The organism is Affinundibacterium flavidum (assembly GCF_014284175.1).
In the GTDB taxonomy this organism is placed as follows: Bacteria; Pseudomonadota; Gammaproteobacteria; order Burkholderiales; family Burkholderiaceae_D; genus Undibacterium; species Undibacterium flavidum.
Window position 1 is genome coordinate 38,379 of sequence record NZ_JACOGA010000001.1, and the last position, 24,143, is coordinate 62,521.

The 24,143-nt window shown below is 44.8% G+C and carries 23 protein-coding genes; 15 read left to right on the plus strand and 8 right to left on the minus strand.

Annotated features, from left to right (window positions below; all coding sequences use genetic code 11):
* Positions 1–35 precede the first annotated feature (35 nt).
* The 8 genes from nuoI (at position 36) to H8K55_RS00190 (ending at position 7,612) form a co-directional block, all read left to right on the plus strand.
* Positions 36–524: an NADH-quinone oxidoreductase subunit NuoI gene (gene nuoI / locus H8K55_RS00155; RefSeq protein ID WP_186889854.1), complete on the plus strand. Its 489-nt coding sequence runs from the start codon at positions 36–38 to the stop codon at positions 522–524.
* Between the two features lie 18 nt (positions 525–542).
* On the plus strand, positions 543–1,190 hold the full coding sequence (locus tag H8K55_RS00160) for an NADH-quinone oxidoreductase subunit J (RefSeq protein ID WP_186940006.1): 648 nt from the start codon (positions 543–545) through the stop codon (positions 1,188–1,190).
* The gene (gene nuoK, locus H8K55_RS00165) at positions 1,191–1,499 is read left to right on the plus strand and encodes an NADH-quinone oxidoreductase subunit NuoK (protein ID WP_186940007.1); all 309 of its coding nucleotides are present in this window, start codon (positions 1,191–1,193) and stop codon (positions 1,497–1,499) included.
* Between the two features lie 91 nt (positions 1,500–1,590).
* Positions 1,591–3,627 (plus strand): NADH-quinone oxidoreductase subunit L, encoded by a 2,037-nt coding sequence (nuoL, locus tag H8K55_RS00170; RefSeq protein ID WP_186940008.1) that lies wholly within the window; start codon positions 1,591–1,593, stop codon positions 3,625–3,627.
* Positions 3,628–3,647: 20 nt separating this feature from the next.
* A complete protein-coding gene (locus tag H8K55_RS00175) occupies positions 3,648–5,141 on the plus strand; it encodes an NADH-quinone oxidoreductase subunit M (RefSeq protein ID WP_186940009.1) in 1,494 nt (497 codons plus the stop codon).
* Positions 5,142–5,176: 35 nt separating this feature from the next.
* On the plus strand, positions 5,177–6,655 hold the full coding sequence (gene nuoN, locus H8K55_RS00180) for an NADH-quinone oxidoreductase subunit NuoN (protein ID WP_222612298.1): 1,479 nt from the start codon (positions 5,177–5,179) through the stop codon (positions 6,653–6,655).
* 44 nt (positions 6,656–6,699) lie between these two features.
* Positions 6,700–7,002 (plus strand): DUF2818 family protein, encoded by a 303-nt coding sequence (locus H8K55_RS00185; protein ID WP_186940010.1) that lies wholly within the window; start codon positions 6,700–6,702, stop codon positions 7,000–7,002.
* Positions 7,003–7,030: 28 nt separating this feature from the next.
* Positions 7,031–7,612, plus strand: coding sequence for an NUDIX domain-containing protein (locus H8K55_RS00190; protein WP_186940011.1), 582 nt, complete (start codon positions 7,031–7,033; stop codon positions 7,610–7,612).
* Between the two features lie 90 nt (positions 7,613–7,702).
* Here the strand turns inward: H8K55_RS00190 and H8K55_RS00195 are convergent, their stop codons facing one another.
* Positions 7,703–9,373, minus strand: coding sequence for an electron transfer flavoprotein-ubiquinone oxidoreductase (locus H8K55_RS00195; RefSeq protein ID WP_186940012.1), 1,671 nt, complete (start codon positions 9,371–9,373; stop codon positions 7,703–7,705).
* A 411-nt stretch (positions 9,374–9,784) separates the two neighbouring features.
* On the opposite strand from H8K55_RS00195, the gene H8K55_RS00200 reads away from it, so the two are divergent.
* On the plus strand, positions 9,785–10,561 hold the full coding sequence (locus H8K55_RS00200; protein WP_186889845.1) for an SDR family oxidoreductase: 777 nt from the start codon (positions 9,785–9,787) through the stop codon (positions 10,559–10,561).
* Positions 10,562–10,673: 112 nt separating this feature from the next.
* Here the strand turns inward: H8K55_RS00200 and H8K55_RS00205 are convergent, their stop codons facing one another.
* On the minus strand, positions 10,674–11,231 hold the full coding sequence (locus H8K55_RS00205) for a LuxR C-terminal-related transcriptional regulator (protein WP_186940013.1): 558 nt from the start codon (positions 11,229–11,231) through the stop codon (positions 10,674–10,676).
* 232 nt (positions 11,232–11,463) lie between these two features.
* Here H8K55_RS00205 and H8K55_RS00210 point away from each other — a divergent pair, with 232 nt between their 5' ends.
* Positions 11,464–12,162: a CoA transferase subunit A gene (locus H8K55_RS00210; RefSeq protein WP_186940014.1), complete on the plus strand. Its 699-nt coding sequence runs from the start codon at positions 11,464–11,466 to the stop codon at positions 12,160–12,162.
* A 25-nt stretch (positions 12,163–12,187) separates the two neighbouring features.
* On the plus strand, positions 12,188–12,826 hold the full coding sequence (locus H8K55_RS00215; RefSeq protein ID WP_186940015.1) for a CoA transferase subunit B: 639 nt from the start codon (positions 12,188–12,190) through the stop codon (positions 12,824–12,826).
* 174 nt (positions 12,827–13,000) lie between these two features.
* Here H8K55_RS00215 and H8K55_RS00220 read toward each other — a convergent pair whose 3' ends face one another.
* Positions 13,001–14,236 carry an SGNH/GDSL hydrolase family protein gene (locus H8K55_RS00220; protein ID WP_186940016.1) on the minus strand — a complete coding sequence of 412 codons (1,236 nt, stop codon included), beginning with the start codon at positions 14,234–14,236 and terminating at the stop codon, positions 13,001–13,003.
* Between the two features lie 410 nt (positions 14,237–14,646).
* Between H8K55_RS00220 and H8K55_RS00225 the strand changes: the two genes are divergently transcribed.
* Positions 14,647–15,993, plus strand: coding sequence for a porin (locus tag H8K55_RS00225; protein WP_186940017.1), 1,347 nt, complete (start codon positions 14,647–14,649; stop codon positions 15,991–15,993).
* A gap of 135 nt (positions 15,994–16,128) precedes the next feature.
* On the opposite strand, the gene H8K55_RS00230 is transcribed toward H8K55_RS00225, so the two are convergent.
* The 3 genes from H8K55_RS00230 to H8K55_RS00240 form a co-directional block, all read right to left on the minus strand.
* Positions 16,129–17,109: a GGDEF domain-containing protein gene (locus H8K55_RS00230; RefSeq protein WP_186940018.1), complete on the minus strand. Its 981-nt coding sequence runs from the start codon at positions 17,107–17,109 to the stop codon at positions 16,129–16,131.
* A 182-nt stretch (positions 17,110–17,291) separates the two neighbouring features.
* The gene (locus H8K55_RS00235; RefSeq protein WP_186940019.1) at positions 17,292–18,158 is read right to left on the minus strand and encodes an HDOD domain-containing protein; all 867 of its coding nucleotides are present in this window, start codon (positions 18,156–18,158) and stop codon (positions 17,292–17,294) included.
* The gene (locus H8K55_RS00240; RefSeq protein WP_186940020.1) at positions 18,155–18,493 is read right to left on the minus strand and encodes a hypothetical protein; all 339 of its coding nucleotides are present in this window, start codon (positions 18,491–18,493) and stop codon (positions 18,155–18,157) included. The genes H8K55_RS00235 and H8K55_RS00240 overlap by 4 nt, the downstream gene beginning before the upstream one ends.
* Before the next feature lie 224 nt (positions 18,494–18,717).
* Here H8K55_RS00240 and H8K55_RS00245 point away from each other — a divergent pair, with 224 nt between their 5' ends.
* Entirely contained in the window at positions 18,718–19,380 is a 663-nt protein-coding gene (locus H8K55_RS00245) for a DUF1345 domain-containing protein (protein WP_186940021.1), read from the plus strand.
* A 39-nt stretch (positions 19,381–19,419) separates the two neighbouring features.
* On the opposite strand, the gene H8K55_RS00250 is transcribed toward H8K55_RS00245, so the two are convergent.
* The gene (locus tag H8K55_RS00250; protein ID WP_186940022.1) at positions 19,420–19,866 is read right to left on the minus strand and encodes a hypothetical protein; all 447 of its coding nucleotides are present in this window, start codon (positions 19,864–19,866) and stop codon (positions 19,420–19,422) included.
* 231 nt (positions 19,867–20,097) lie between these two features.
* Between H8K55_RS00250 and H8K55_RS00255 the strand changes: the two genes are divergently transcribed.
* Together H8K55_RS00255 and maiA are read left to right on the plus strand one after the other, a co-directional pair.
* Positions 20,098–22,671 carry a DUF349 domain-containing protein gene (locus tag H8K55_RS00255; protein ID WP_186940023.1) on the plus strand — a complete coding sequence of 858 codons (2,574 nt, stop codon included), beginning with the start codon at positions 20,098–20,100 and terminating at the stop codon, positions 22,669–22,671.
* Positions 22,672–22,696: 25 nt separating this feature from the next.
* Entirely contained in the window at positions 22,697–23,353 is a 657-nt protein-coding gene (gene maiA / locus H8K55_RS00260; RefSeq protein WP_186940024.1) for a maleylacetoacetate isomerase, read from the plus strand.
* Positions 23,354–23,409: 56 nt separating this feature from the next.
* On the opposite strand, the gene H8K55_RS00265 is transcribed toward maiA, so the two are convergent.
* Positions 23,410–24,072 (minus strand): response regulator, encoded by a 663-nt coding sequence (locus tag H8K55_RS00265; protein WP_186940025.1) that lies wholly within the window; start codon positions 24,070–24,072, stop codon positions 23,410–23,412.
* Positions 24,073–24,143 lie beyond the last annotated feature (71 nt).

A 24,143-nucleotide genomic window follows, 5' to 3' on the forward strand; every position in this document is an offset into this window, starting at 1 on the left:
CGGTAAATAATGCTGGTAAATATTGGAAGCAAATAATGGAAGCAATTAAGGATTTCTTTGGCAGCTTAATGCTGCGCGAGTTGATCAAGGGTTTAGCCTTGACTGGTCGCTATATGTTTGCGCGCAAGATTACGGTGCAATTCCCTGAGGAAAAGACGCCGCAATCACCACGTTTCCGTGGCTTGCATGCTTTACGTCGTTATCCCAATGGTGAAGAGCGTTGTATCGCGTGCAAATTGTGTGAAGCAGTTTGCCCGGCCATGGCGATCACAATTGAATCAGATCAGCGCGAAGATGGTTCGCGTCGCACGACTCGTTACGATATCGATCTGACCAAATGTATTTTCTGTGGATTCTGCGAAGAATCTTGCCCAGTGGATTCGATTGTGGAAACGCATGTTTTGGAATATCACGGTGAAAAACGTGGTGATTTGTATTTCACCAAAGAGATGTTGCTTGCCGTGGGTGATCGTTACGAACCAGAAATCGCGGCAGCGCGTCAAGCTGACGCTAAATACCGCTAAGACTGGAAGAGCTGAATTATGGATTTTGTTACTGCATTATTTTATGCCTTCTCAGCGATCTTAATTATCGCTGCCACTCAGGTGATTACGGCTCGTAATCCTGTACATGCTGCTTTGTTTTTGGTGCTGTCTTTTTTCACTGCAGCCGGAATCTGGTTGTTGTTGAAAGCTGAGTTCTTAGCAATCGTGCTGGTGTTAGTGTATGTCGGTGCGGTGATGGTTTTGTTCTTGTTTGTGGTGATGATGTTAGACATCGATATCGATAAATTGCGCGAAGGCTTCTGGGGACGTTTACCTTTAGCAGCAATTGTCGGCGTGATCGTTGCGCTGGAAATGTCTGCGGTCTTATTAAAAGGCTTCTTGCGCCCGGATAACAATGTACCGGCTGCTGCATCACAGATCGGTGGAACGAAAGCCTTGGGCTTGGAGATTTTTACTAATTACGTGTTTGCCTTTGAAGTCGCTGCGGCAATTCTGCTGTTGGCAATCGTTGCTGCCGTTGCTTTAACTTTGCGTCGCCGTAAAGACAGTAAATATTTTGATCCAGCGGCTGCGGTAAAAGTGAAACGCGCTGATCGTATCCGTATCGTTAGTATGAAAGCAGAATCTGATCGTGCGAATGCAAAAGCAGATGTGCAGGCAAATGCAGAAAACACAGGTGCATAAATGACTTTAACACTGACACATTTTTTGATACTGGGCGCAATTTTATTTGCGATTTCAGTGGTTGGTATTTTCATGAATCGCAAAAACATCATCGTGTTGCTGATGGCGATTGAATTGATGTTGTTGGCAGTGAATATGAACTTCATCGCGTTCTCGCATTATTTGGGCGATGCGGCGGGGCAGATTTTTGTGTTCTTTATTTTGACTGTGGCTGCGGCAGAATCGGCAATTGGTTTAGCGATTTTGGTGGTGATGTTCCGTAATCTTGACACCATTAATGTTGAAGATTTGGGTACGCTTAAGGGCTAAAAAAGGCTAAAAAAGGCTAAAGTAAGTAACAGTCTTCTTGGTTTGAATGCAGTTCGAGAATTTATAAGAATTAAGATAACAAAGGGTCATTATGGCGGGGCAACTTAACCCACATTTATTGCTGGCAGTACCATTAGCGCCACTCGCTGGTTCAGCGATTGCAGGTCTGTTAGGCACAAAATTTTTCGGCAATCTGGTCGGACGCAAGGTATCGCATAGTGCGACGATTCTTGGTGTATTGATCGCGTTTATCTTGTCTTGCATGACTTTGTCGCAAGTGCTCGATGGCGCCAAATACAATGCCACTTTGTATCACTGGATGACGGTTGGTAGTTTGAAACTGGAAGTAGGTTTCCTCGTCGATAGTCTGACTGCGATGATGATGTGTGTAGTGACCTTCGTGTCTTTGATGGTGCATATCTACACTGTTGGATACATGGCGGAAGATGAAGGCTACAACCGTTTCTTCGCTTATATTTCTTTATTTACCTTCTCGATGTTGATGCTCGTCATGAGCAATAACTTCTTGCAATTGTTTTTTGGTTGGGAAGCAGTGGGCCTGGTGTCCTATTTGTTGATTGGCTTCTGGTATACCAAGCCAACAGCGATTTACGCGAATATGAAAGCCTTCTTAGTCAATCGTGTTGGTGACTTTGGTTTTATCTTAGGTATTGGTTTATTGGTGGCTTACGCTGGTTCCATGGATTACGCCGAAGTTTTTGCGAAGAAAGCAGACCTCGCACCGTTGATGTTGCCAGGTACTGATTGGATGTTGATCACGGTTGCGTGTATCTGTTTGTTTATCGGTGCGATGGGTAAATCTGCGCAATTCCCCTTACACGTGTGGCTGCCAGATTCAATGGAAGGTCCTACGCCAATTTCCGCCTTGATTCATGCGGCAACGATGGTGACTGCTGGTATTTTCATGGTGGCGCGTATGTCACCATTGTTCGAGATGTCCGATGCCGCTTTGAATTTCATCATGATCATCGGTTCGATTACCGCTTTGTTCATGGGCTTCCTCGGCATTATTCAAAACGATATTAAACGTGTGGTTGCCTATTCAACCTTATCTCAATTGGGTTACATGACTGTAGCTTTGGGCGCGTCAGCTTATTCAGTTGCTGTATTCCATTTAATGACACATGCATTCTTTAAGGCTTTGTTGTTCTTAGCAGCAGGTTCCGTCATTATCGGTATGCATCACGATCAAGATATCCGCAACATGGGTGGCTTGCGTAAGTACATGAAAGTAACTTGGATTACTTCATTGTTAGGTTCTTTGGCATTGATTGGTACGCCGTTCTTTTCAGGTTTCTACTCAAAAGATTCGATTATTGAAGCGGTCATGCTGTCGCATTTGCCTGGTGCCGGATTTGCGAAGTTTGCGGTGTTGGCGGGTGTGTTCGTGACAGCTTTCTATTCTTTCCGCATGTACTTCTTAGTGTTCCACGGTAAAGAGAATTTTGGTCACGCTCACGATGCACACGGTCATGATGATCATCATGACGATCACCACCATGGTTTGGCTCCGGGCCAAAAGCCACATGAGTCACCTGCGGTAGTTTGGGTACCTTTGGCTTTGTTGGCGGTTCCATCCGTATTGATCGGTTTGTATACGATAGAACCTATGTTGTACGGAGATTTCTTTAAGGACGTGATTTTCATTGATCACCACGCTCACCATGCGATGGGTGAGTTGAAAGAAGAATTCCATGGTTGGCAAGCAATGGGTATTCATGCCTTGATGACGCCACCGTTCTGGCTAGCTTTGGCAGGTGTTGCGTTGTCTTATTTCTTCTATATGGTCAAACCGTCGATTCCAGCCATGATCAAGCAGAAATTCAGTGCAGTATTTACTTTGCTCGACAATAAATACTACATGGATAAATTCAACGAAATCGTATTCGCTGGTGGCGCGCGTTTGTTGGGTGGTGGTTTGTGGAATATTGGTGATAAAGGTTTGATTGATGGCTTGGTCGTCAATGGTAGTGCGAAACTGGTAGGTTTATTTTCCAAATTGATTCGTTTGTTCCAGACGGGTTTCATCTATCACTATGCGCTGGTAATGATTTTGGGTGTCTTAGGCTTCTTGATTTATTTCATGCCGCTCCCGTTTGCTAAATAAATGACCATAATAAGATAATCATGATGCTGTCAAATTCTCCATTATTAAGCCTGTCGATCTGGTTACCAATCGCATTCGGCGTTTTCGTATTAGCTTTTGGTCGTGATAAGAACCCAAGTTTGGTTCGTCTCGTTTCTTTGGTTGGTTCCTTGTTTAGTTTTGCAGTCACTATTCCTGTGATTCAAGGTTTCAATAATTCCGCGCATGGCATTCAGTTCGTTGAACGTATGAACTGGATTGAACGCTTTAACGCTTTCTACGCATTAGGTGTTGATGGCATTTCGATGTGGTTAGTACCACTGACAGCTTTCATCACTGTGATCGTCGTGATTGCCGCTTGGGAGGTGATAGAGAAAAATGTGGCTCAATACATGGGCGCGTTTTTGATCTTGTCTGGCCTCATGATCGGTGTGTTCTGTGCTACTGACGGATTGTTGTTCTATGTATTCTTTGAAGCGACTTTGATTCCTATGTACATCATCGTTGGTGTCTGGGGTGGTCCGAATCGTGTGTACGCGGCGTTTAAGTTTTTCCTATACACCTTATTGGGTTCATTGTTGACATTGGTCGCGATCATTTATCTCTACTTCAAGTCCAACGGTTCGTTTGATATTCAAGTCTGGCACCAATTACCTTTATCCCTGCATGTACAGATATTGTTGTTCGTTGCCTTCTTAATGGCATTCGCGGTTAAAGTTCCTATGTGGCCGGTGCATACATGGTTGCCTGATGCCCACGTTGAAGCGCCTACAGGTGGCTCCGTAGTGTTGGCGGCAATTATGTTGAAACTTGGTGCCTATGGTTTCTTGCGTTTCTCATTGCCTATCGCTCCAGATGCGAGTCACTATCTGTCTGGCATGATGATTACCTTGTCGTTGATCGCTGTGATTTATATTGGTTTAGTCGCTTTGGTTCAAAAAGACATGAAGAAGCTGGTAGCGTATTCTTCGATTGCGCATATGGGTTTTGTCACTTTGGGCTTCTTCATGTTTAATGAATTAGCAGTCCAGGGGGCCGTAGTACAGATGATCTCCCATGGCTTCATTTCTGCCGCGATGTTCTTGTGTATCGGTGTTTTGTATGACCGCGTGCACTCACGTGAAATTGCCGACTACGGTGGGGTAGTAAATACCATGCCTAAGTTTGCTGCATTATTTGTATTGTTCTCAATGGCCAATTGCGGCTTGCCAGCAACCTCTGGTTTTGTCGGCGAATTCATGGTGATTATTGGTGCAGTCAAATTCAATTTCTGGATTGGTATGTTGGCGGCAACTGCTTTGATCTTTGGCGCAGCATATTCCTTGTGGATGGTAAAACGTGTGGTGTTTGGCGCGATTACGCATGACCACGTTGCCAAGTTGGTTGATTTGAATAAGCGCGAATTCTTTATGTTGGGCGTATTGGCAATTGCAGTTATTGCGATGGGGCTGTATCCAGCGCCGTTCACCGATGCGATGCAAGTGTCTGTGGCGGATCTGTTGAAGCATGTTGCAGCATCCAAAATTGCTCCGTAGTTGCTATTAGAAATTAGAAATTAGAAATCGATAATATGAACCTGATTCCACCATCACTTTATCCAGAAGTATTTTTGCTGTTGTCGATCTGTGCGATCTTATTGGTCGACATGTTTCTCGGTGATGACAAGCGAAATATAACTTATGCCTTGAGCCTATTATCTCTTGGTGTTTGTGGCGTGTTGACGATGAATGCGACTAGTGGCACTTCGGTTTATCTGAGCAACAATATGTTTGTCTCAGATGCGATGTCTAATTTATTAAAAATGTTTAGTTACATCGCTGTTGGCGTGACCTTTATTTACGGCCGCCAGTACGCAACTGATCGTGGCATGACCACAGGTATGTTGGGCGGTGAGTTCTATACCCTTGCCTTATTCTCTTTGTTGGGCCAGATGATCATGATCTCCGGGAATAATCTTTTGATTATCTACCTCGGTTTAGAATTAATGTCTTTGGCTTTATATGCCTTAGTAGCTTTGCGCCGTGATCACACGGTATCTACTGAGGCGGCGATGAAGTATTTCGTATTGGGTGCTTTGGCGTCAGGTTTCTTGTTATACGGTATCTCAATGTTGTACGGTGCAACAGGCACATTGAATTTGAATGAGATGTCAAAAATTGCTGCTTCTGCGACAGCGAATAAAACGATATTGGTATTCGGCATTGTTTTCTTAGTCGCTGGTCTGGCTTTTAAATTGGGTGTTGTGCCATTCCACATGTGGGTACCAGACGTTTACCAAGGTTCACCAACAGTCGTGACTTTGCTGTTGGGTGGTGCACCAAAATTAGCGGCTTTCGCGATTACTTTCCGCTTATTAGTGGAGGGATTATTCCCACAAGTCCTAGATTGGCAACAGATGCTCATGGTATTGGCAGTGATGTCGATGGCGATCGGTAATATCACTGCGATTGCGCAAACAAATTTGAAACGTATGCTGGCTTACTCCACCATTTCTCAAATGGGCTTTATGCTGCTTGGTTTCTTGTCTGGCGTATCGAACGGCAATGTCACTCTGGCTGGTGAAGCATACAGTGCATCGATGTTTTATGCGATTACTTATGTCATGACGACTTTGGGTACTTTCGGCATCATCTTGTTACTGTCTCGCGCCGGTTTTGAAGCGGAAAATATTGCTGACCTTAAAGGTTTGAATAAGCGTAGCAAGTGGTTTGCCTTCATTATGTTGTTGTTGATGTTCTCCCTGGCAGGTATTCCTCCATTGATGGGCTTCTATGCAAAATTGTCTGTCTTAAGTTCAGTTGTTGCTGCAGGTCAAATCTGGCTGGCAGTGGCTGCAGTCCTGTTCTCTTTGATCGGTGCGTTCTACTATTTGCGTATCGTTAAGGTCATGTATTTTGAAGAGCCGACTGAGACAACACCGATCGTCGCACACATGGATTTGAAGATCGTGTTGAGCGTAAATGGATTGGCAGTGTTAGCTTTAGGTATCATGCCGGGCTCTTTATTGCAAAGCTGTATCGATGCAATTAAGAGCACTCTGGCTTCTTAAGTCTTTTATTCCCTACCAAAATTTCCTACAAAAAGAGAAGTGCTTTGAATACATCACTATCAAGTTGGCTTGTGATTATTGTGGCACTTCTTGCCGCTAGTTTGCCGTTCTTTACCGAGCGCGTTTTTGGCGTGATTCCTCTTAAATTTAAAAAGACTGTTTGGCTGCGACTGATCGAGCTGGTCGTTCTGTATTTTGTAGTGGGAACGATGGGCTTTTTGCTTGAAGCAAATGCGGGTAATCGTTTCGAACAGCGCTGGGAATTTTTTGCGATTACGGCTTGTCTGTTTATCGTGTTCGCGTTCCCTGGTTTTGTTTATCGTTACCTACGTAAGCATTCAAACTAAGCACTCAAACTAAGTGTCCAAGTCAAACATGAATATTCTTGATCTGACTCCAGATCAAAATCCCCAACTAGCAGAAATAAAAGTTGATAGCCAACGTGCTTATCAAGGTAATTTCTTGCACGTCGAAAAGGATACAGTCAGGCTTCCAGACGGAAATTTGGTTACGCGTGAGTACATCAAACATCCAGGTGCGGTAGTGATACTTCCCCTGTTCGAAGATGGCACTGTCTTGATGGAGCGTCAGTTCCGTTACCCTTTAAATCAAGTCTTTCTGGAATTCCCAGCTGGCAAAATCGATCCAAATGAGGACTCTTTAGTTTGCGCAAAACGAGAGCTCAAAGAAGAAACCGGCTATACCGCCAGTGACTGGCAATTTCTCTGCACTATCCATAATGCCATTGCCTATGCCGATGAACATCTTGACATCTATCTGGCTCGAGGCTTGGTCGCAGGTGAGGCAAAACTCGATGAAGAAGAGTTTTTGGAAACCTTCACAGCGCCAGTCTCTGAAGTATTGGAATGGGTCAAATCAGGAAAAATCACCGATGTTAAGACCGTTATCGGTGCGTTTTGGTTGGAAAAAATTCTTAAGCAAGAATGGACTTCGTAAAAAAACCGCTAAAAGATTAGCGGTTTTTTTATGTTTGAAGAGTACATAAAGGAATTCTTCAATGCACTCCTCATTGCATTCAGTATTGCCTTACATACTCGGATAATTCGGTCCACCACCACCTTCAGGCGTCACCCACACAATATTCTGCGTCGGATCTTTGATATCGCAAGTCTTACAGTGCACGCAATTCTGTGCATTGATTTGCAGGCGATCAGCACCTTCGTCGGTTTTTACAAATTCATATACGCCAGCAGGGCAGTAACGACTTTCTGGTCCAGCGTATTTCGCCAAATTAATATTGACTGGCACGCTGGCGTCCTTTAAGGTCAGATGGATAGGTTGATCTTCGGCGTGATTCGTGTTGGAGATAAATACGGAAGACAATCGATCAAAAGTCAGCTTGCCGTCTGGTTTAGGATAATTGATAGGCGTGAACTCTGAAGCAGGGCGCAGACAAGCGTGATCTGGCTTGGAGTGGCGCAAAGTCCATGGTGCTTTGCCGCGCAATAACACTTGATCCAACCAGACAAATGGTGAACCGTAGGCACCTTTTTTCAAGAGATTCTTGACGTTACGTGCGACGTGCAATTCTTCATGTAACCATGATGCTTCAAATGCTGTTGTATAGGCTGTCAGCGCATCATGTTGACGTTCTGCTCCTAAGGCCTCAAAAGCCGCCGTTGCTGCCAGCATGCCTGTTTTAATCGCCGCATGACTACCTTTGATACGGCTCATGTTTAAGAAGCCTGCATCGCAACCGATTAATGCACCACCGGGGAAGGTTAATTTAGGCAGAGATTGCAAACCGCCCGCAGTGATCGCACGGGCGCCGTAAGAAATACGTTTTGCACCTTCAAAGAAGCCGCGAATCGTGGGATGGGTCTTAAAGCGTTGAAATTCTTCAAATGGTGAGATGTAAGGATTTTCGTAAGCAAGGCCGACGACATAACCCACTGCGACTTGATTGTTTTCTAGGTGATATAGAAAAGAGCCCGCATATTCACTCATCATCGGCCAGCCTGTCGTATGTACGACTAGACCTTCTTGATGTTTGGAGGGATCAATTTCCCACAATTCTTTAATGCCGATACCGTAAGACTGCGGATCTTTGCCTTTGTCGAGTTCGTACTTGGCAATCATTTGTTTGCCAAGATGGCCGCGCGCACCTTCTGCGAACAAGGTGTATTTAGCATGCAGCTCCATGCCGATTTGAAATGACGGGGAAGCTTCACCTTCGCGGTTCACACCCATATTGCCAGTTGCTACACCTTTGACTGAGCCATCTTCATTGAACAAGACTTCAGCAGCCGTGAAGCCTGGGAAAACTTCGACGCCCAGTGCTTCGGCTTGTTGCGCTAACCAACGTGTGACATTGGCCAATGAGACGATGTAGTTGCCTTCATTATGAAAGCATTTTGGAACCAACCAATTCGGTGTCTTGAAAGCGCTATTTTCTGTCAAAACATAGATGCGATCTTCCGTGACTGGCGTATTTAGGGGTGCACCGAGTTCTTTCCAATTCGGAAAAAGTTCAGTCAAGGCAATCGGATCCATAATCGCGCCCGATAAGATATGCGCACCCGGCTCGCCGCCTTTTTCCAATACGACGACAGACACTTCCTTGCCGCTTTCTGCCGCCAATTGTTTGAGTTTGATTGCGGCAGATAAACCAGCTGGGCCGCCACCGACGATGACGACGTCGTATTCCATTGCGTCACGTGGGCCGTATTCTTCTAGTAATTGTTGTGAAGTAGTCATAGTAATAAGGGCTTTCTAATGGGAATGCAGTCGCTAGCAAAAGTTGATGCACGATCTTATGGGCACTTGTGCAAATGTGCAAGGTGATCGACTAGTGGTGGATTTCTAATGCGGCATTGTTGTTGTAATTTGAATTCGTGATGTGCCGTTTGCGTTATCGGTCTGAATTATCCCAGATTTTCGTCAAAATGCCTGTATATCAGCATCGGCAACGCCATGAATCGCCATCAAAAGTAGAATTTTTTTGATAAGACATTGATTTATGCCTGATTTCGGCTGTGGCAATTTCCCATCATGATGTTGATTGCGAGTATGATTCGGAAAAAGTTGTGGAGTGAAATAGGTGGCTGTACAGCTCGGCAAAATTTTGCGGTGAGTGAAACTTAGTTCGATAAATTGTTGGAGATGATGATGGGAATAGAAGTTAATTTTGAGGGCAAAGTAGCCCTCATTACAGGTGCATCAAGTGGCTTAGGCGCGCGTTTTGCCAAAGTATTAGCAATGGCGGGTGCACAAGTTGTGCTGGCATCGCGCCGTATTGATCGACTAAAAGAGTTGCGTGCAGAGATAGAGGCCGATGGTGGCGCGGCGCATGTGGTCGCTCTGGATGTGACGGATTATGCGAGCATTAAATCAGCAATTGCCCATGCCGAAACCGAAGCGGGTCCTATCGATATTTTGATCAATAATTCTGGTGTGTCGACACAACAGAAGTTGGTCGACGTGACTCCAGAAGATTACGCTTTCGTGATGGATACCAATCAGCGCGGTGCTTTTTTTGTGGCGCAAGAAACCGCAAAACGCATGATCACTCGCTATAAAGGCGATCACAAAAAACAACACCGGATTATCAATATCGCCTCAGTGGCAGGTCTGCGTGTGATTCCGCAATTAGGCATTTACTGCATGAGCAAAGCCGCTGTGGTGCAAATGACGAAAGCGATGGCGGTGGAGTGGGGCAAGTTTGGTATTAATGTGAATGCAATTTGCCCCGGCTATATCGAAACTGAAATTAACGAAGATCATTTCAGAACCGAACAAGGTCAGAAATTAATTGATATGTTGCCACGCAAACGCGTTGGTACGCCGGAGGATTTAGATGGCTTGTTGCTGCTGTTGGCGGCAGAAGAGTCACGCTTTATTAATGGTGCAATCGTGTCCGCAGATGATGGTTTGAGCGCTTCTTAAATCCTTAAAGTCGTCAAAATCGTCAACTAGCCGAGACCTAGAATCCCCCATGCTGTGAGAGGTACGGGGATTTTTTCATTTTGGTGCAATGAAGTTGCAAATTAGTTGAAAATTAGTTGATCCGTAATAATTTATTAATCAATTCGCTCGATGTCGATGCATTGAGTTTTTTCATTAACTTGGCGCGATGCATTTCTACCGTGCGTGGGCTGAGATTGAGATTGCGGGCGATTAATTTGCTGGTCTGCCCATCGGCCAACAAGGCCGCGATTTCGCGTTCACGTGTTGATAGCTCCTGCGAGACTTGACGTTTCGCGCTCAGATCATCAAAAGTCCAAATACCAGCGGCGTGCACATCTTCAGGATGTAAAGAACGACCTGTCACATGACACCAAAATAGGTCTTGATTCGCACGCTTCATGATGCGCTCATCTGAATAGCTCCCAATAGCATTGATGATAGGCACAATGCGCGCACCCGTCCGTTCAAATTCATCTGAGCTTGGATATAACATCAAAAATGACTGCCCGATCAGTTCGTCTTGACGATAGCCAAACATCGTTGCCAAAGCCTGATTACAGGCAGCGATACGACGATTTTGCGAGACACACATACCTATCGGCGCTAATTCAAAAATGCTTGCAAAGTCGATAGGCAGGGCTGTGGACATAAATAGATCGGGATTGGGTCAGAAAATTAGTGGCTGGTACGAATACACGTTGTATGGAAAACACGCTGCATAGAATACAACGAAGTAGTTGTTCTGGCGAGGGGCAACAAACTGGTTTGTGCATCACTGCATATCCGCTGTGCGATTTTCATGTAGTAGTTCTACGGTATTGCATTGTCCTCAATTGCACTCTATCCTAGATTTTTTTGGCACACCTAGAAAAGGGAGACGTATGAATAAGCTCTATCCTGATGCCGCAACGGCACTGGCAGATATAGTCCAAGATGGTCAAACCATTGCGGTTGGAGGTTTTGGTTTGTGTGGTATTCCTGAAGCCCTGATCGGCGCTTTGCGCGATAGTGGCAAGAAAAATCTGACGGCGATTTCCAATAATGCAGGTGTTGATGGTTTTGGTCTGGGGCAATTATTGACGACCCGTCAAATCACCAAAATGATTTCATCTTATGTTGGTGAGAACAAAGAATTCGAGCGCCAATATTTGGCTGGTGAATTGCAATTAGAATTTACACCACAAGGTACTTTGGCCGAAAAATTGCGTGCTGGCGGTGCAGGCATCCCTGCATTCTTTACTAAAACTGGCGTCGGTACGATAGTCGCAGAAGGTAAAGAAGTCCGCGAATTTGATGGCGAACAATATGTGATGGAGCGCGCTCTGGTTGCTGACGTGTCTTTGGTCAAAGCTTACAAGGCAGATAAGGCTGGTAATTTGGTCTATCGCAAAACAGCACGCAACTTCAATCCGAATGTAGCGATGGCTGGCAAGATTACGATTGTGGAAGTGGAACACCTGGTGGAAATTGGCGAGATCGATCCGGATGAAGTGCATACTCCCGGCATCTACGTACATCGTATCGTTGTGAATGCGAATCCAGAAAAGCGCATCGAACAACGCACAGTAACGCCTAGCTAATCAGACAGAAAAAGAGGACATCATCATGGCATGGAATCGTGACGAAATGGCTGCGCGTGCAGCCCAAGAATTACAAGATGGTTTTTACGTGAATTTGGGAATCGGTCTGCCAACTTTAGTGGCAAATCATGTACCAAGTCATATGGAAGTTTGGTTGCAATCGGAAAATGGCTTGCTCGGTATTGGACCATTTCCTACAGAAGATCAGGTTGATCCAGATTTGATCAACGCGGGTAAGCAAACGGTGACGACTTTAGCTGGCTCATCGATCTTCAGCTCAGCAGACTCATTTGCCATGATTCGTGGCGGCAAAATCAACGTAGCGATTTTGGGTGCGATGCAAGTATCCGAAAAAGGTGATCTGGCGAATTGGATGATCCCAGGCAAAATGGTCAAGGGCATGGGCGGTGCAATGGATTTAGTTGCCGGTGTAGGCCGTGTCGTTGTGTTGATGGAGCATGTTGCCAAAGGCGACGCCCACAAAATTTTAAAAGCCTGTAATTTGCCATTGACGGGCGTTGGCGTCGTTGATCGCATTATTACTGATTTGGGTGTGATTGATATTACGCCGAATGGTTTGAAATTGGTGGAATTGGCACCTGGAGTTACGAAAGAAGAAATTCAAGCGAAGACTGAAGCTGCGATAGATATGAACGCGGTGTAATTTAATTGAGCTTGATGTAAATGATTGACAGGGAATTGCGAATAATTGAGGTTTGATATTCGTGTTCGATTCGAGAAACCTGAGACCATGAAAGTATCAGGTCTTTTGAAGAAAAAACGGGAAAGTGTTTTCCCGTTTTTTTTAACCTGCCTTACTCAAAGTTTGAGATTGATTTTATTTCCACTTACGTTTCGTCAATTCTTCAGAGATGTAGCTAGCGAACAATGATTGACCGAGTGGTGTTGGATGTACGCTGTCGGCGAAGTAGTATTTGCTCGTATCGCCAGCAATCAAATTATTCGCGCTGCAAACCAGTGAAGAACCTAAAGGATTTTTTGCAGGTGTTAAATCACATGCTGGTGTCGTCACGTTGCTAATTCCATAGGCACTTGGATTTGCAGCGTGGTCGCGGAAACGAGTGAATAAATCGACAAACAATACATTGTCATTACCAGCCAAACCTGCCAACAAACGCGCGTTAAAAGTGACTGTCATCCCATTCAACAAAGTTTGTGTGTCTGCTGATTGTTTTAATGCATCTGGTGTTTTGCTCAAATCTGGCATGTTGACCACGACCACATATTTGGCACCTTTCGCCAAAATCATATTGTTGACGTAGCCAGCCAATTCAGTGCCAGCGGTGCCCATGGCATCGACGTAAGTTTGCGCATTTGCTTTGGCATAGGCTGCACCAGCGGGTGCGCCAACGGTTGGCGTCAAAGTAGCGACTGCGCCTGGAATACAATTACTTGCTTGGGCATCTGTAGGTTTGCAAGCACCACTTGCGATATCTTTTTGAATTTGGCCTGGTACTGCAGCCGTAACTGCCGCTGTTGCCGCTGCGGTTGCGGCAGCAGACAAAGTACCAGCTTGAATAAAGGCATCATTTGGGCCGCCACTAACGAACACAACTTCAGTGCCTGTAAATTTGCCACCGTTTGCATCCAAATGGTTTTGAATTTGTTTCATGACAGGTACTGTCAATTGACCGAGGATGGCATTGTTGCCACCTAATAATTTATTACCTGGTCCAACGGGATTAGTGACGCGTGCGCCACCTTGTGCATAGCCTGTACAGCCTGCATTATTTTTGACTGGCACACTAAAGCCCTGGGATGCAAGTCCATCAAGGCCGCTCTGTGCTGCGCATGGAGCGGATAAGCCCAAGTCAGCAGCGACGATTTCAGTCCAATTTTTTGCAGTTGCGCTGTTAATTGTATATTTGCCTCCGCCTAAGGCAGCGACGGTACCAACTTTGTAGGTGCCAACATCGCTAAGGCTATCGCCAAATGTCACTTGTGCACTGAACTTGATTTTTGGTGCCGGGTCAGTGGCGCTGCTGCCACCGCCGCCGCAACCAACAAGTATCGCTGCTGCAACGAGTGAAAGTGAATATGGTAAATGGCGCATTTTGTCTCCTGGTCTATTATGAATTGATGCTAAACGAACGATTGTGCTTTTTGAGAGCTTCACTATATGTCATGGAAATAGAAAAGGGGGAAACGAAGTGCAATTAAACGACACCAAAAATTAGAAGATTTATTCAAAAAAAATCAATCGAAATTGACTTGTTTTGGGGCGAGGGGCGGAACACTGGTATTGCAAAAACCTTCTGCTTTTCATAGATAAAAGTAGTTATTTTTGACTGGGTAATAATATTTAAATTGATTATTGTTTTGCCTATCGCAAAATTGCGACAGACTAGATTCATTTGACTTGGATCCTATACAAGGACTTGGATCAATGTCATATTTTGACAAATGAAATTAGTACGTACGTTCGTTTTAGATTGATTCAAGCACCTATATGGAGACAAAAAAATGAAAATTAAAGTTTTGGCAATTGCGTTAGGAGCCTGCTTTGCAGCGCCTGTTATGGCTCAAACTAATGTAACTTTGTACGGCATCCTCGATGCAGGTATTCAAGTGAGCAATAGTGGTAAGAGTACGCAAACCAAAATGGTGAGCGGTATTGCTGATGGTTCTCGCATCGGCTTTAAGGGTACTGAAGATATGGGTGGCGGCTACAAGGCCATATTTAACTTAGAAGCACGCGTTGAAGTTGATAACGGTAGCAATAAAGCTGGTAACTTGAGCGATTATCAAGGTTATGCCTTAACTAAAGGTATGGACTTTCCAGATTTTGGTAGCCCTGCACTGAAGGGAGCTGCGGTGCAGACTTTGGCTGGCGTACGTTCTGCTCTGCAACCAAAGTACAATGTGAATGCGACTTCGCCGTTAGTGTTGGCACGTGGCGGTGGTCCAGATGGTGGCTTGTTTGACCGTACAGCAATGGTTGGCTTGATTACTCCGGTTGGTGCAGTGTTGGCTGGGCGTATGTACACGCCAGCATATGAAGTTTTCAATGCTGCGGATACATTTGAAAGCGGCATGGCAGGTAGTTGGGGTGGTATTACTGGTGGTACCGGTGGTCTGTTGACAACGGGTATGGCGATTCGCTCGAATAAATCCGTCCAATATCGTATCGAATTGCCAAATGGCTTTGGCGGTGCGTTGATGTACGGCTTTAAGAATTCTGGTTATATCGGTTTGGATAAAGATTTCTTAGCTGGTAACATTAAGTACAAGGCAAATGGTTTTGATGTCGGTATCGGCTACAACCGTGGTACGAATACTGATGGTTCCACTGGCTTGGAAACGACTACCATCGGTGGTTCTTACAGCATGGACGCATTTAAATTCTTCGCAGGTTATCAAATCATGAAGAATGAAAATTCCATTTTGTTGCCAGTATTTTTTGATGCATGGGATTTGGAAATTACGCCAGGCTTGAAAGCTGGCGGTGTGCCAGCTCCAGTCGTTGCCGCATGGACGACTATCTTTAGAACGAATATCACAAAGAACTTTAAACTGGATGCGAATAGCTATAGCTTAGGTATGCATTACAAAGTGGGTAATGGTCGTATCATGGCTTCTTATAGCCATCAAGATGATAAGACTTTGTCTAACAGCGATGCAACGCAATATGCTTTAGGTTACGACTATAACTTGTCTAAGCGTACTGATTTGTATGCGGTTTATGGCTATGTTAAGAATCAAAATGATGGTCAGTATGCGCCAGGTGCAGCCAGTGCTTCGGGTGGTTTTACTGAAGTGCCAGGACAGCCAGGTCGTGCTCTGCAATTCGGTATCCGTCATCGTTTCTAATGCTTTGAACTAGCAATTCCTTAGGTATGATTGAAAAGAGCGCATGTGGATGCGCTCTTTTTTTATGTTCAAATTCTGTTTTGAATTCTGTTATGCAAGGTGCTTGATGCTTAATATTTTTTGCAAAGAAAATTTTTATAGCGCGACTTGATCACGTCCGCGTTCTTTGGCGCGGTACAAAGCAGCATCGGCGGTGGCGATCACCGCCAAGCCATCTTGTCCGGCGCTGAGTGTTGCAAGGCCGAGTGATGCGGTGATATGTGGCAAAGCTCTGATATTGTCTTTGAATACTTGTGTATGCCGAATACGATCACATAAACGTTCCGCCACGATGAGAGCAGATTCTTTGCTGGTATTGGGCAAGATGATGATCATTTCTTCACCGCCATAGCGTGCAGCAAAATCACTTGGACGCAATCCTGCGCTGACGACTTTTGCTGCGGCTTGTAATGCTTCATCGCCCATCACATGTCCGTATTGATCATTGAATTTCTTAAAGTGATCAAGATCGAGCATGATCACGCTGAGTTCAGTTTCTGTTGCGTGGGCGTTTTCAATCAAGCCCGGTAATTGTGTATTGAGCCATGAGCGATTGTGTAAACCGGTTAGGCCATCGACCATCGATAACTGTCGATAAAATTCGCCTACTTTTTGACGATTACGTAGCTGTGCGTTAGTGGTTCTAATGCGAAATGATAAGAGCTGCAAGAGGTTGCGCGCGACCCCATTGGATTCATCAATCAATCGCCACATTACGACAGCATCAATCAACAATAGCTCTGCATCCGTCATCGCTGCAATTGTCGCTGTGCTAGCTTCTTCGTCTAATACGGATATTTCTCCGACACATTCACCAGCAAAATATTGTGTGCTAGCGTTTTCTAATTGGCGGCGAGCCGTATTGGAGGCCAGAGCCAAAGTGCCGGACAGAACGACATACAAGCAAGCGCCAGAACTGTGACTATCGAGTACGATTTCACCCGATTTAACACGTACCACTGGGCAGGCATCCAATTGTTGTTTGATGAGAAGTAGCTCATCTTTATGGATGTTTTTAAAAAGTTGAATATCACTTACTTTGAAATTCGTGTGTCTAAAATCCTTTATTTGTTCCAAAGTAACCTCAAAATTCTAACAGTCATGTTGTGCTTGATTGATGTGTTCTATTTTATGCGCAAACCATAGGAAGCAGTGTGCGAATGTGTGAATTTTCTTGTCTGGAGACCTCTGCACAACCGTCTCGTCCCTCTCGTTCGTCTAGTCTGTCTCGTCCGTGTCGTCTGTCGAATGGCAACGATCTACTGAAGAATTTGGTTCATCGCATTGAAACGTAATTCAGTTTCGTGAAAGATGGCGAGATAGGCTTCCTCGCTAAGTCCAACCACATCCCAAGCAAACTGAGAAATTGGTGGTACCAAGTCATCTTCTGATTCGCTCAAATCGAGTGCGTGCACGATTGAGTTTGCAACATGAATAATCGACGCAACTGAATTGAGTTCCTTATCATCTGGGGCGTGATGACCACGGATGGCATCTTGAATCGCATCTGAGAAATTCCATTGCAAGGCTAGAATCAATCCAACACTCACATGATCTACGCCGAGGATTGAACGTTCTGCATCAAGGAGATTGCAGTCATTGTCTTTCGCACAGCGAATGACATGCTCATATTTTTGCGGGAATTTTGAAACTAGTACCAAGCGACCTATGTCATGCAATAAGCCCGCAGTAAAAGCGAAATCTTGCTTCATATGCAGAGTGCGTGAAATTAATTCTGCGCAGATGGCAGTCGCAATGTTATGTCGCCAAAAAGCTTTGTTATCAAATCCACGGCAACGTGCAACCGGTAAATTATTGGTGAATATGCTGGTGCGTATCAAGTTTTTGAGATTCTTCGTCCCCAGCATCGAAACCGCTTGTTGAATCGTAACGACTTTGGAGTTGTTGCCATAATATGAGGTGTTCGCCAATTGTATGACTTTTGCCGCTATAGACTGATCCATCGAGACTTTCTCAGCGATCGTCTCCAGACTAATATCGTCATCATTTAAGTCATTCAACATTTCTCGCGCCAGCTCGGGTAGCATGGGAAGCGCATTGATTTTATTAATGACTTCTTCTATGGAAATTTGATCATCGTTGGGATCAACTAAGGAAAGCGTCATGATGCCTCTCCCTGGCGGTATTTTGTTATATAGCTTCTCAGTATTTCGGTTGGGCCTTCGTACGGACCGTGTCGAAATAAACGATTTAGGCGTTCCAGTTGTTGTCCATTATTTTCGCGGGTTTCTTCCTCGTTGGCAGTGGAGGCTTCCTGGTTCTCGACATTTTGTATCGAGAGCTGATGGATGTGATGATTGCCAATGGCCTTAAGCATTGACGCGGTCAAAGTGGTTCCCGCCGGCAGTAACACATGGCCGATTTTGTCGAGTAATTCTTCTGCCAAGATGTCACCAGGTTTCACTTGCGCCAATACCAGGTAAAGATGTTTTTTGATCATGATGGAAAATCTCCTGTTAGGCTAGTGTAATGATTTTCAACTCAAAATATGAAACATTGTTGTAAATTGGCGAGACTTGGAGCCTGAGATTGACCTTAAACTTCCACACATTTCTCATCATTTGACAATGCCCTTAGGACAGGGATGCAGATTACTTAAGCGTGCTCGTGAATTGAAATAATATGTTAAACCATCTAACTATTTTTAAAATAAATTAAAAAATAATGACACCTATCATTTTTCGAGATCTTATTGCGCATCGCCCACGCTTCATCTTTACCATCTTATTAGGTGTGGTCAGTTTTTTTATATTTCCAGATGAGTGGAGTGTCATTACCCGTGCATTATTGGGATGGAATCTGGCGATTTGGACATATTTGTTTTTGCTGACTTTTTTGTTTCTTGGATCAAATCATGAGAGTGTGATCAAGGTTGCGCAGCGTGAAGACAGTAGCGCTTTATCGGTGTTATTGATTTTGGTGACCGCGGCGATCGTTAGTTTGTTAGCAATCGTTGTTGAATTGACGCAATTGCGCGGATTGTCTGCTGAACTTAGGTTGGTGAAGTATTTATTTGCCGGCGCTACTGTGCTTGGTGCCTGGTTTTTATTGGGAACGGTGTTTACATTTCATTATGCTGTGTTGTATTACCGCTCGCCAAAAAACAAACGTGCACTTGGTTTTCCCGATCAAGAGGAGCACCCTGACTATTGGGACTTTCTCTATTTTTCCTTCACGATCGCGGTCGCAATGCAAACCTCAGATATCGTTGTGGTCTCTCGTGAAATGCGCCGCGCGGTGTTGGCGCATTCGATATTAAGTTTTATGTTTAATGCAGCGATATTGGGATTTTCTATCAACATCGCCGCTGGCATCGTTGGCAATTAGGCTTAACGGAAACGAAGTAGAGAGTGAATAACGAGTGAATTACCAGCGACGATGATCATGACCATGCTGACGGTCGTCCTCGTCATAACGTTCACGATACTCCCGATATCTACGTGAGTCATGGTGGCCACGATGTCGAATAATATAGATGGGTTGGGCATAGCGAGTTTCGACATATTGGTGCTGATAATACGGAATGGCAGAGTTCAGCGAAATGGGAATGCCGCCAATACGCATGTCGATTCCAAATGGCAAACGGACACCAGAATACCAACGTGTACCATCGAGCCAGAACCAGGTGCGTGAATGAGGGGAGTAATAACTGCGGTACTCGGGGTAGTAAATGTGTTCGTAGGTACGAACATTGCCAGACGGATAGCTGGGGCGATAATCATAACGATCATGTGCTGCTGCTTGCAAGCTAATTGCACTGCTAGCAAAGAGGAGTATGCCGAGTAAGCTATGTTTAAGGGTATGGGTTTTCATTTCTTGCTCCGAAAAGATCTGGGTATGTCCTTAACGATGCGGTGGCCAATTCGCCGACATGGATTTCTGATGAATTTGCAACAAGATGTTTCAGTTCGGCGTGTTCGGATTGTTGGTCTTTGCTCAATATGTACAACTGATTGAAATTTAAACAATCGAATTTTGCGAGAACTGCGTAAGTCTTGCTATGATGTTTGCTTTCCTCTTTTGCAGACACTTATAAGAATTGTTATGTTTGAATTTTTATCCAAATTGGTTTCCCGCCGTTCGTCGAATCAAGCTAAGGCGCAGATAGCTACCCAAACTTTGCAGCAAGCGCAAATCAGTGAAGTCAGGCAGAAAACGAAAGAACAAGAGCGGCAACAGTATCTGCAAAAAATATCAGCCAGTGTTAATAATGAAGCCAGTCTTCTCGATTTGCTGAGCGCATGCGACTTTGCTGATGGGCGATATCTGGCGGCGCAACACATACACACCCAAGAATATCTTGAGAAAGCTTTGCAAGTCACAAGAAAAATTGATAACCGTGCGGCCAAACTAATTCAAGCACGACTCGATGAGTTCCGTCAGCAACAAGAATCGCTAAGACTTGCACAGGCTTGTGTGCTTCAGGCAGATAATTTGCTGGCGCAGACAACGGTATTAGCAAACCAACTGGTTGAGTTGGATAAGCAAGCCGTGCAATTAGTTAATTTTCCAGTCGATTTACTTGCTTCTTTCGAAGACAAACGTCGCACTTTACAAACGCGCTTGAATGCTCAAGTTGATTTGCAAAGGCAATTATTGCAGTTGGTTCAAGACATTGATCAGGTGGGGGATTTGTCTGTAATTGATGGAGATGCTGCAGTCAGATCTTGGACACTGGTTCTGCAAGCGTGTATTTCCAGCCCTATTGCAGCCGCTTTGCCTAAGACATTGTTGCAGGACGCACAAAATAAGCTGACACATTTTGAAACGTCATGGAAAAAATGGCAGCAAAGATCCCTGGTCGGACAGGAAATGCCTGCACCGATCAAGCAGGAATCCGTTAGCCCAGAGTTTGCTGAGAACGGTGAATCGGCCGATCCGGCGCAAGCCGATTTGATTGCTCAAGCCCCCTTGGCCGCTTTTACGGAGCCAAATAAGCCGCTAATTAAGCCGCTAAGTAAGCAGCTAAGTAAGCAGCTAAGTAAGCAGCTAAGTAAGCAGCTAAGTGTAGGGGAAATTGAAGAATTGCTGAGTCGTTTTGAAGCGGCACTAGCTCAGGGAAGTGCGCAAACAGCGCGTCAAATCGAAAAAGAATTGCGTGAAATTGACACTAAACGCCATGATCGTCAATTAGGGTTAAGTGAAAATTTGAAAGAGCGTATTAATGCAGCTCGCAAAGAGCTTGCGAATCTGATGTCATGGGCAAAGTGGAGTGGCGCTGTTTCGCGTGATGAGTTAATTGCGACTGCGGAAAAATTAACGTCTCTCAGCCTCAGTCCGCAAGAAATCGTTGATACCGTTTCAGCCCTGCGCGAGCAGTGGAAGCAAATGGAGAGTACTAATGGCGGCGCACCAAAGGAATTATGGTTGCGCTTTGACGCTGCCTGTAAGTTAGTCTACGCACCTGCGGCCGCACATTTTCAGTCGCAGGCCGATTTGCGCAAAGAGAATCAGGTCAAAGCTGAAGCTTTGTTGAGTCAATTCGCTGATGATGCGGAACAGATTTTAACGACCTTAAATGATTGGAAAATGTTGCGTTCTAAGATTTTGGATATGCAACAGGCGTGGAAAAAAGTTGGGCATGTGGATCGTAAGGAAAGAGCGCGTCTGGATAATGAATTTGAACGATTATTGAATTCCTTAAAAGCACCTTTGGAGCAAAGGCAGCAAGAAGAAATTCAGTCACGCGAAAAAATGATTGCGGAAGTCGAGGCGCTAGATATTCATCAAAAATCCTCACAAGATCAACTTCGAAGCTTGCAGCAGCGTTGGCAGGTACAAGCGACCGCTGTTCCGCTGCAACGCAAAGATGAACAACGCTTGTGGGAGCGTTTTCGTGCAGCATGTGACGGTATATTTGAGAAAAAGCGCCAACTCGCAGAGTCTGCTGACCAACAACGTGAGAGCAATCTCAAAGCGAAGCAGGCGATTTGTCTGGAATTGGCAAATGCCGATTGCACTGAGCAACATGGTTTGCGACAAATAATGCATAAGGCGAATCTTGCCTGGCGTGAAGTAGGGTATGTGCCACGTGCGCAAGAACAAGCGATTGAGAAAGAGTTTCAAGCGCAGTTGCAACGTCTGCAGGCGGTAATTACGCATCTGCAAGCGCAAGAAGCGCAACAACATGTACAAAAAATTCAATCCGGTTTAGCTATTTGTCAGGCGTTGGATGTAGCGATGGAAGCGGATACTTTGTCGTCCGAAATGCGGGACAGCCTCATCGCTGAATGGCAAATGCTTGCTCTGCCTGCGAGTAAATTGGGAAAAACTTTGATTTCCCGATTTGATTGTTCAGTGAATAGTTCGAAAAACATGTCGAATACCGATTTAGCGCAATTCAAGAAACAACTGTTGGAGAACGTGAATCAGTATGATGCTCTGTGTTTGCATGCCGAGATCTTGTTAGGGATAGAAAGCAGCGCCGTAGCAAGTCAAGAACGATTGAAGAAGCAAGTTGAAGTACTACAGTCGGCATTGAGAAGTGCCGACAACAAGTCACAACTGCAAGACTTGTTGGCGCAATTAATGCGTTTGTCAGTCAGTCAAACCGAGGTGCGCAAACAGCGCCTGCAGAACGTGATTGCGAGCTTGGATTTGACACAGATCATTGCTTGATTTTTGTGCTTTAGAAAGGAATATTATGCAGCTATATAGTTATTTTCGTAGTTCAGCTTCGTACCGTGTGCGTATCGCGCTCAACTTGAAGGGGATTGATTGCGAACAGGTTCCCGTGCATCTGGTGAAGAATGGTGGTGAGCAGTTTTCTGAATTATTTAAGACAGTGAACCCAGAATCTTTGGTACCAGCTTTAGTCGATGACCATGAAGGACAACAAATCGCTTTGAGCCAATCCTTAGCGATTATGGAATATCTTGAAGAAAAATATCCTGCTCAGCCCTTGTTGCCAGAAGATATCGCTGATCGTGCTTATGTGAGAGCCTTATCATTGGCAATTGCTTGTGACATTCATCCAATTAATAACCTGCGTATTCTGAAATACTTAAGCGCGAATTTCGCTGTAACTGATGAGCAAAAAAATGCATGGTATCGTCATTGGTGCGAACTAGGTTTGAAGACTTTCGAGCAACGCCTAGAGCATGACGCACGGCGCGGACTGTTCTGTTTTGGTAATCAACCGGGTATGGCAGATTGTTGTCTAATCCCGCAGATTTATAACGCGCAACGCTTTCAATGTGATTTGAGTGCTATGCCGATTATTATGGAGATTAATCAACGCTGTCTGGAGTTGGATGCATTTCAACGCGCGGCACCTGCAGCACAAGCTGACGCTGAATAAGAAAAAAGTCAGGAATCTTTATAGGATTTCCTGACTTTGATCGTAACAAGACTTAATTAATTCGGAAGCGCACCTGAGTCTACGCCAGAATCCAGCACTTCATTGAGCATGCTGATTAAGATAGAGCGCGTTAGCTTAGATTTTGTCGCGTAGCCATCGATCGCATAGTTGCCCATGATATTTTCTTTGGCATAGCCTGGTTGCCCTGTTCTTAATACGATGCGTAAATTTTTACGGGATAAATCTTCGCGTAAAATATTCACTAGCTTTAAACCTGCATCAACAGTTTCCATCACAACATCTAATAAGATCAATGAAGTGTCAGGATTATTTTCTGCCACTTCTTGCGCCTCTCTTGCTGAAAAAGCATGTAAAAATTCCAGAGGCTTTCCATGAATTTCTACTCCGCTTAGCGCTAACACTGTGGTGTCATGTACATTGCTATCGTCGTCAGCGATCAGAATTTTCCAGGGAGATATCACCGATTTTGCAGGATCATTTTCATCGGTTTCAGTCAGGAAAATGATATTGTCTTCACTGTCGTCGTCAGACAATAAGATATCATCACCACAACTATCGACTGTTGCATGAACAGATGCATGAGCTGATGCATGAGATATCGCGGGCTTGCCACTCGATGTCGCACTGTGCCTGATAGTCGCTTGACAGAATGTGTGCGAATTCCAGCCGGGCTGTTTACTGCTATGGCGCGTTTCCATCAGTAGCTCCCTGAACGTGGATGTTTTTACAAACTTCAAATCAATAATATGTGATACACAGTAAGGAGACA

What these genes read in the sequence shown, in the direction of transcription:
- nuoI (WP_186889854.1), top strand. Translation starts at nt 36, where the DNA reads ATGGAAGCAATTAAGGATTTCTTTGGCAGCTTAATGCTGCGCGAGTTG.
- H8K55_RS00160 (WP_186940006.1), top strand. Translation starts at nt 543, where the DNA reads ATGGATTTTGTTACTGCATTATTTTATGCCTTCTCAGCGATCTTAATT.
- nuoK (WP_186940007.1), top strand. Translation starts at nt 1,191, where the DNA reads ATGACTTTAACACTGACACATTTTTTGATACTGGGCGCAATTTTATTT.
- nuoL (WP_186940008.1), top strand. Translation starts at nt 1,591, where the DNA reads ATGGCGGGGCAACTTAACCCACATTTATTGCTGGCAGTACCATTAGCG.
- H8K55_RS00175 (WP_186940009.1), top strand. Translation starts at nt 3,648, where the DNA reads ATGATGCTGTCAAATTCTCCATTATTAAGCCTGTCGATCTGGTTACCA.
- nuoN (WP_222612298.1), top strand. Translation starts at nt 5,177, where the DNA reads ATGAACCTGATTCCACCATCACTTTATCCAGAAGTATTTTTGCTGTTG.
- H8K55_RS00190 (WP_186940011.1), top strand. Translation starts at nt 7,031, where the DNA reads ATGAATATTCTTGATCTGACTCCAGATCAAAATCCCCAACTAGCAGAA.
- H8K55_RS00195 (WP_186940012.1), bottom strand. Translation starts at nt 9,373, where the DNA reads ATGACTACTTCACAACAATTACTAGAAGAATACGGCCCACGTGACGCA.
- H8K55_RS00200 (WP_186889845.1), top strand. Translation starts at nt 9,785, where the DNA reads ATGGGAATAGAAGTTAATTTTGAGGGCAAAGTAGCCCTCATTACAGGT.
- H8K55_RS00205 (WP_186940013.1), bottom strand. Translation starts at nt 11,231, where the DNA reads ATGTCCACAGCCCTGCCTATCGACTTTGCAAGCATTTTTGAATTAGCG.
- H8K55_RS00210 (WP_186940014.1), top strand. Translation starts at nt 11,464, where the DNA reads ATGAATAAGCTCTATCCTGATGCCGCAACGGCACTGGCAGATATAGTC.
- H8K55_RS00215 (WP_186940015.1), top strand. Translation starts at nt 12,188, where the DNA reads ATGGCATGGAATCGTGACGAAATGGCTGCGCGTGCAGCCCAAGAATTA.
- H8K55_RS00220 (WP_186940016.1), bottom strand. Translation starts at nt 14,236, where the DNA reads ATGCGCCATTTACCATATTCACTTTCACTCGTTGCAGCAGCGATACTT.
- H8K55_RS00225 (WP_186940017.1), top strand. Translation starts at nt 14,647, where the DNA reads ATGAAAATTAAAGTTTTGGCAATTGCGTTAGGAGCCTGCTTTGCAGCG.
- H8K55_RS00235 (WP_186940019.1), bottom strand. Translation starts at nt 18,158, where the DNA reads ATGACGCTTTCCTTAGTTGATCCCAACGATGATCAAATTTCCATAGAA.
- H8K55_RS00240 (WP_186940020.1), bottom strand. Translation starts at nt 18,493, where the DNA reads ATGATCAAAAAACATCTTTACCTGGTATTGGCGCAAGTGAAACCTGGT.
- H8K55_RS00245 (WP_186940021.1), top strand. Translation starts at nt 18,718, where the DNA reads ATGACACCTATCATTTTTCGAGATCTTATTGCGCATCGCCCACGCTTC.
- H8K55_RS00250 (WP_186940022.1), bottom strand. Translation starts at nt 19,866, where the DNA reads ATGAAAACCCATACCCTTAAACATAGCTTACTCGGCATACTCCTCTTT.
- H8K55_RS00255 (WP_186940023.1), top strand. Translation starts at nt 20,098, where the DNA reads ATGTTTGAATTTTTATCCAAATTGGTTTCCCGCCGTTCGTCGAATCAA.
- maiA (WP_186940024.1), top strand. Translation starts at nt 22,697, where the DNA reads ATGCAGCTATATAGTTATTTTCGTAGTTCAGCTTCGTACCGTGTGCGT.
- H8K55_RS00265 (WP_186940025.1), bottom strand. Translation starts at nt 24,072, where the DNA reads ATGGAAACGCGCCATAGCAGTAAACAGCCCGGCTGGAATTCGCACACA.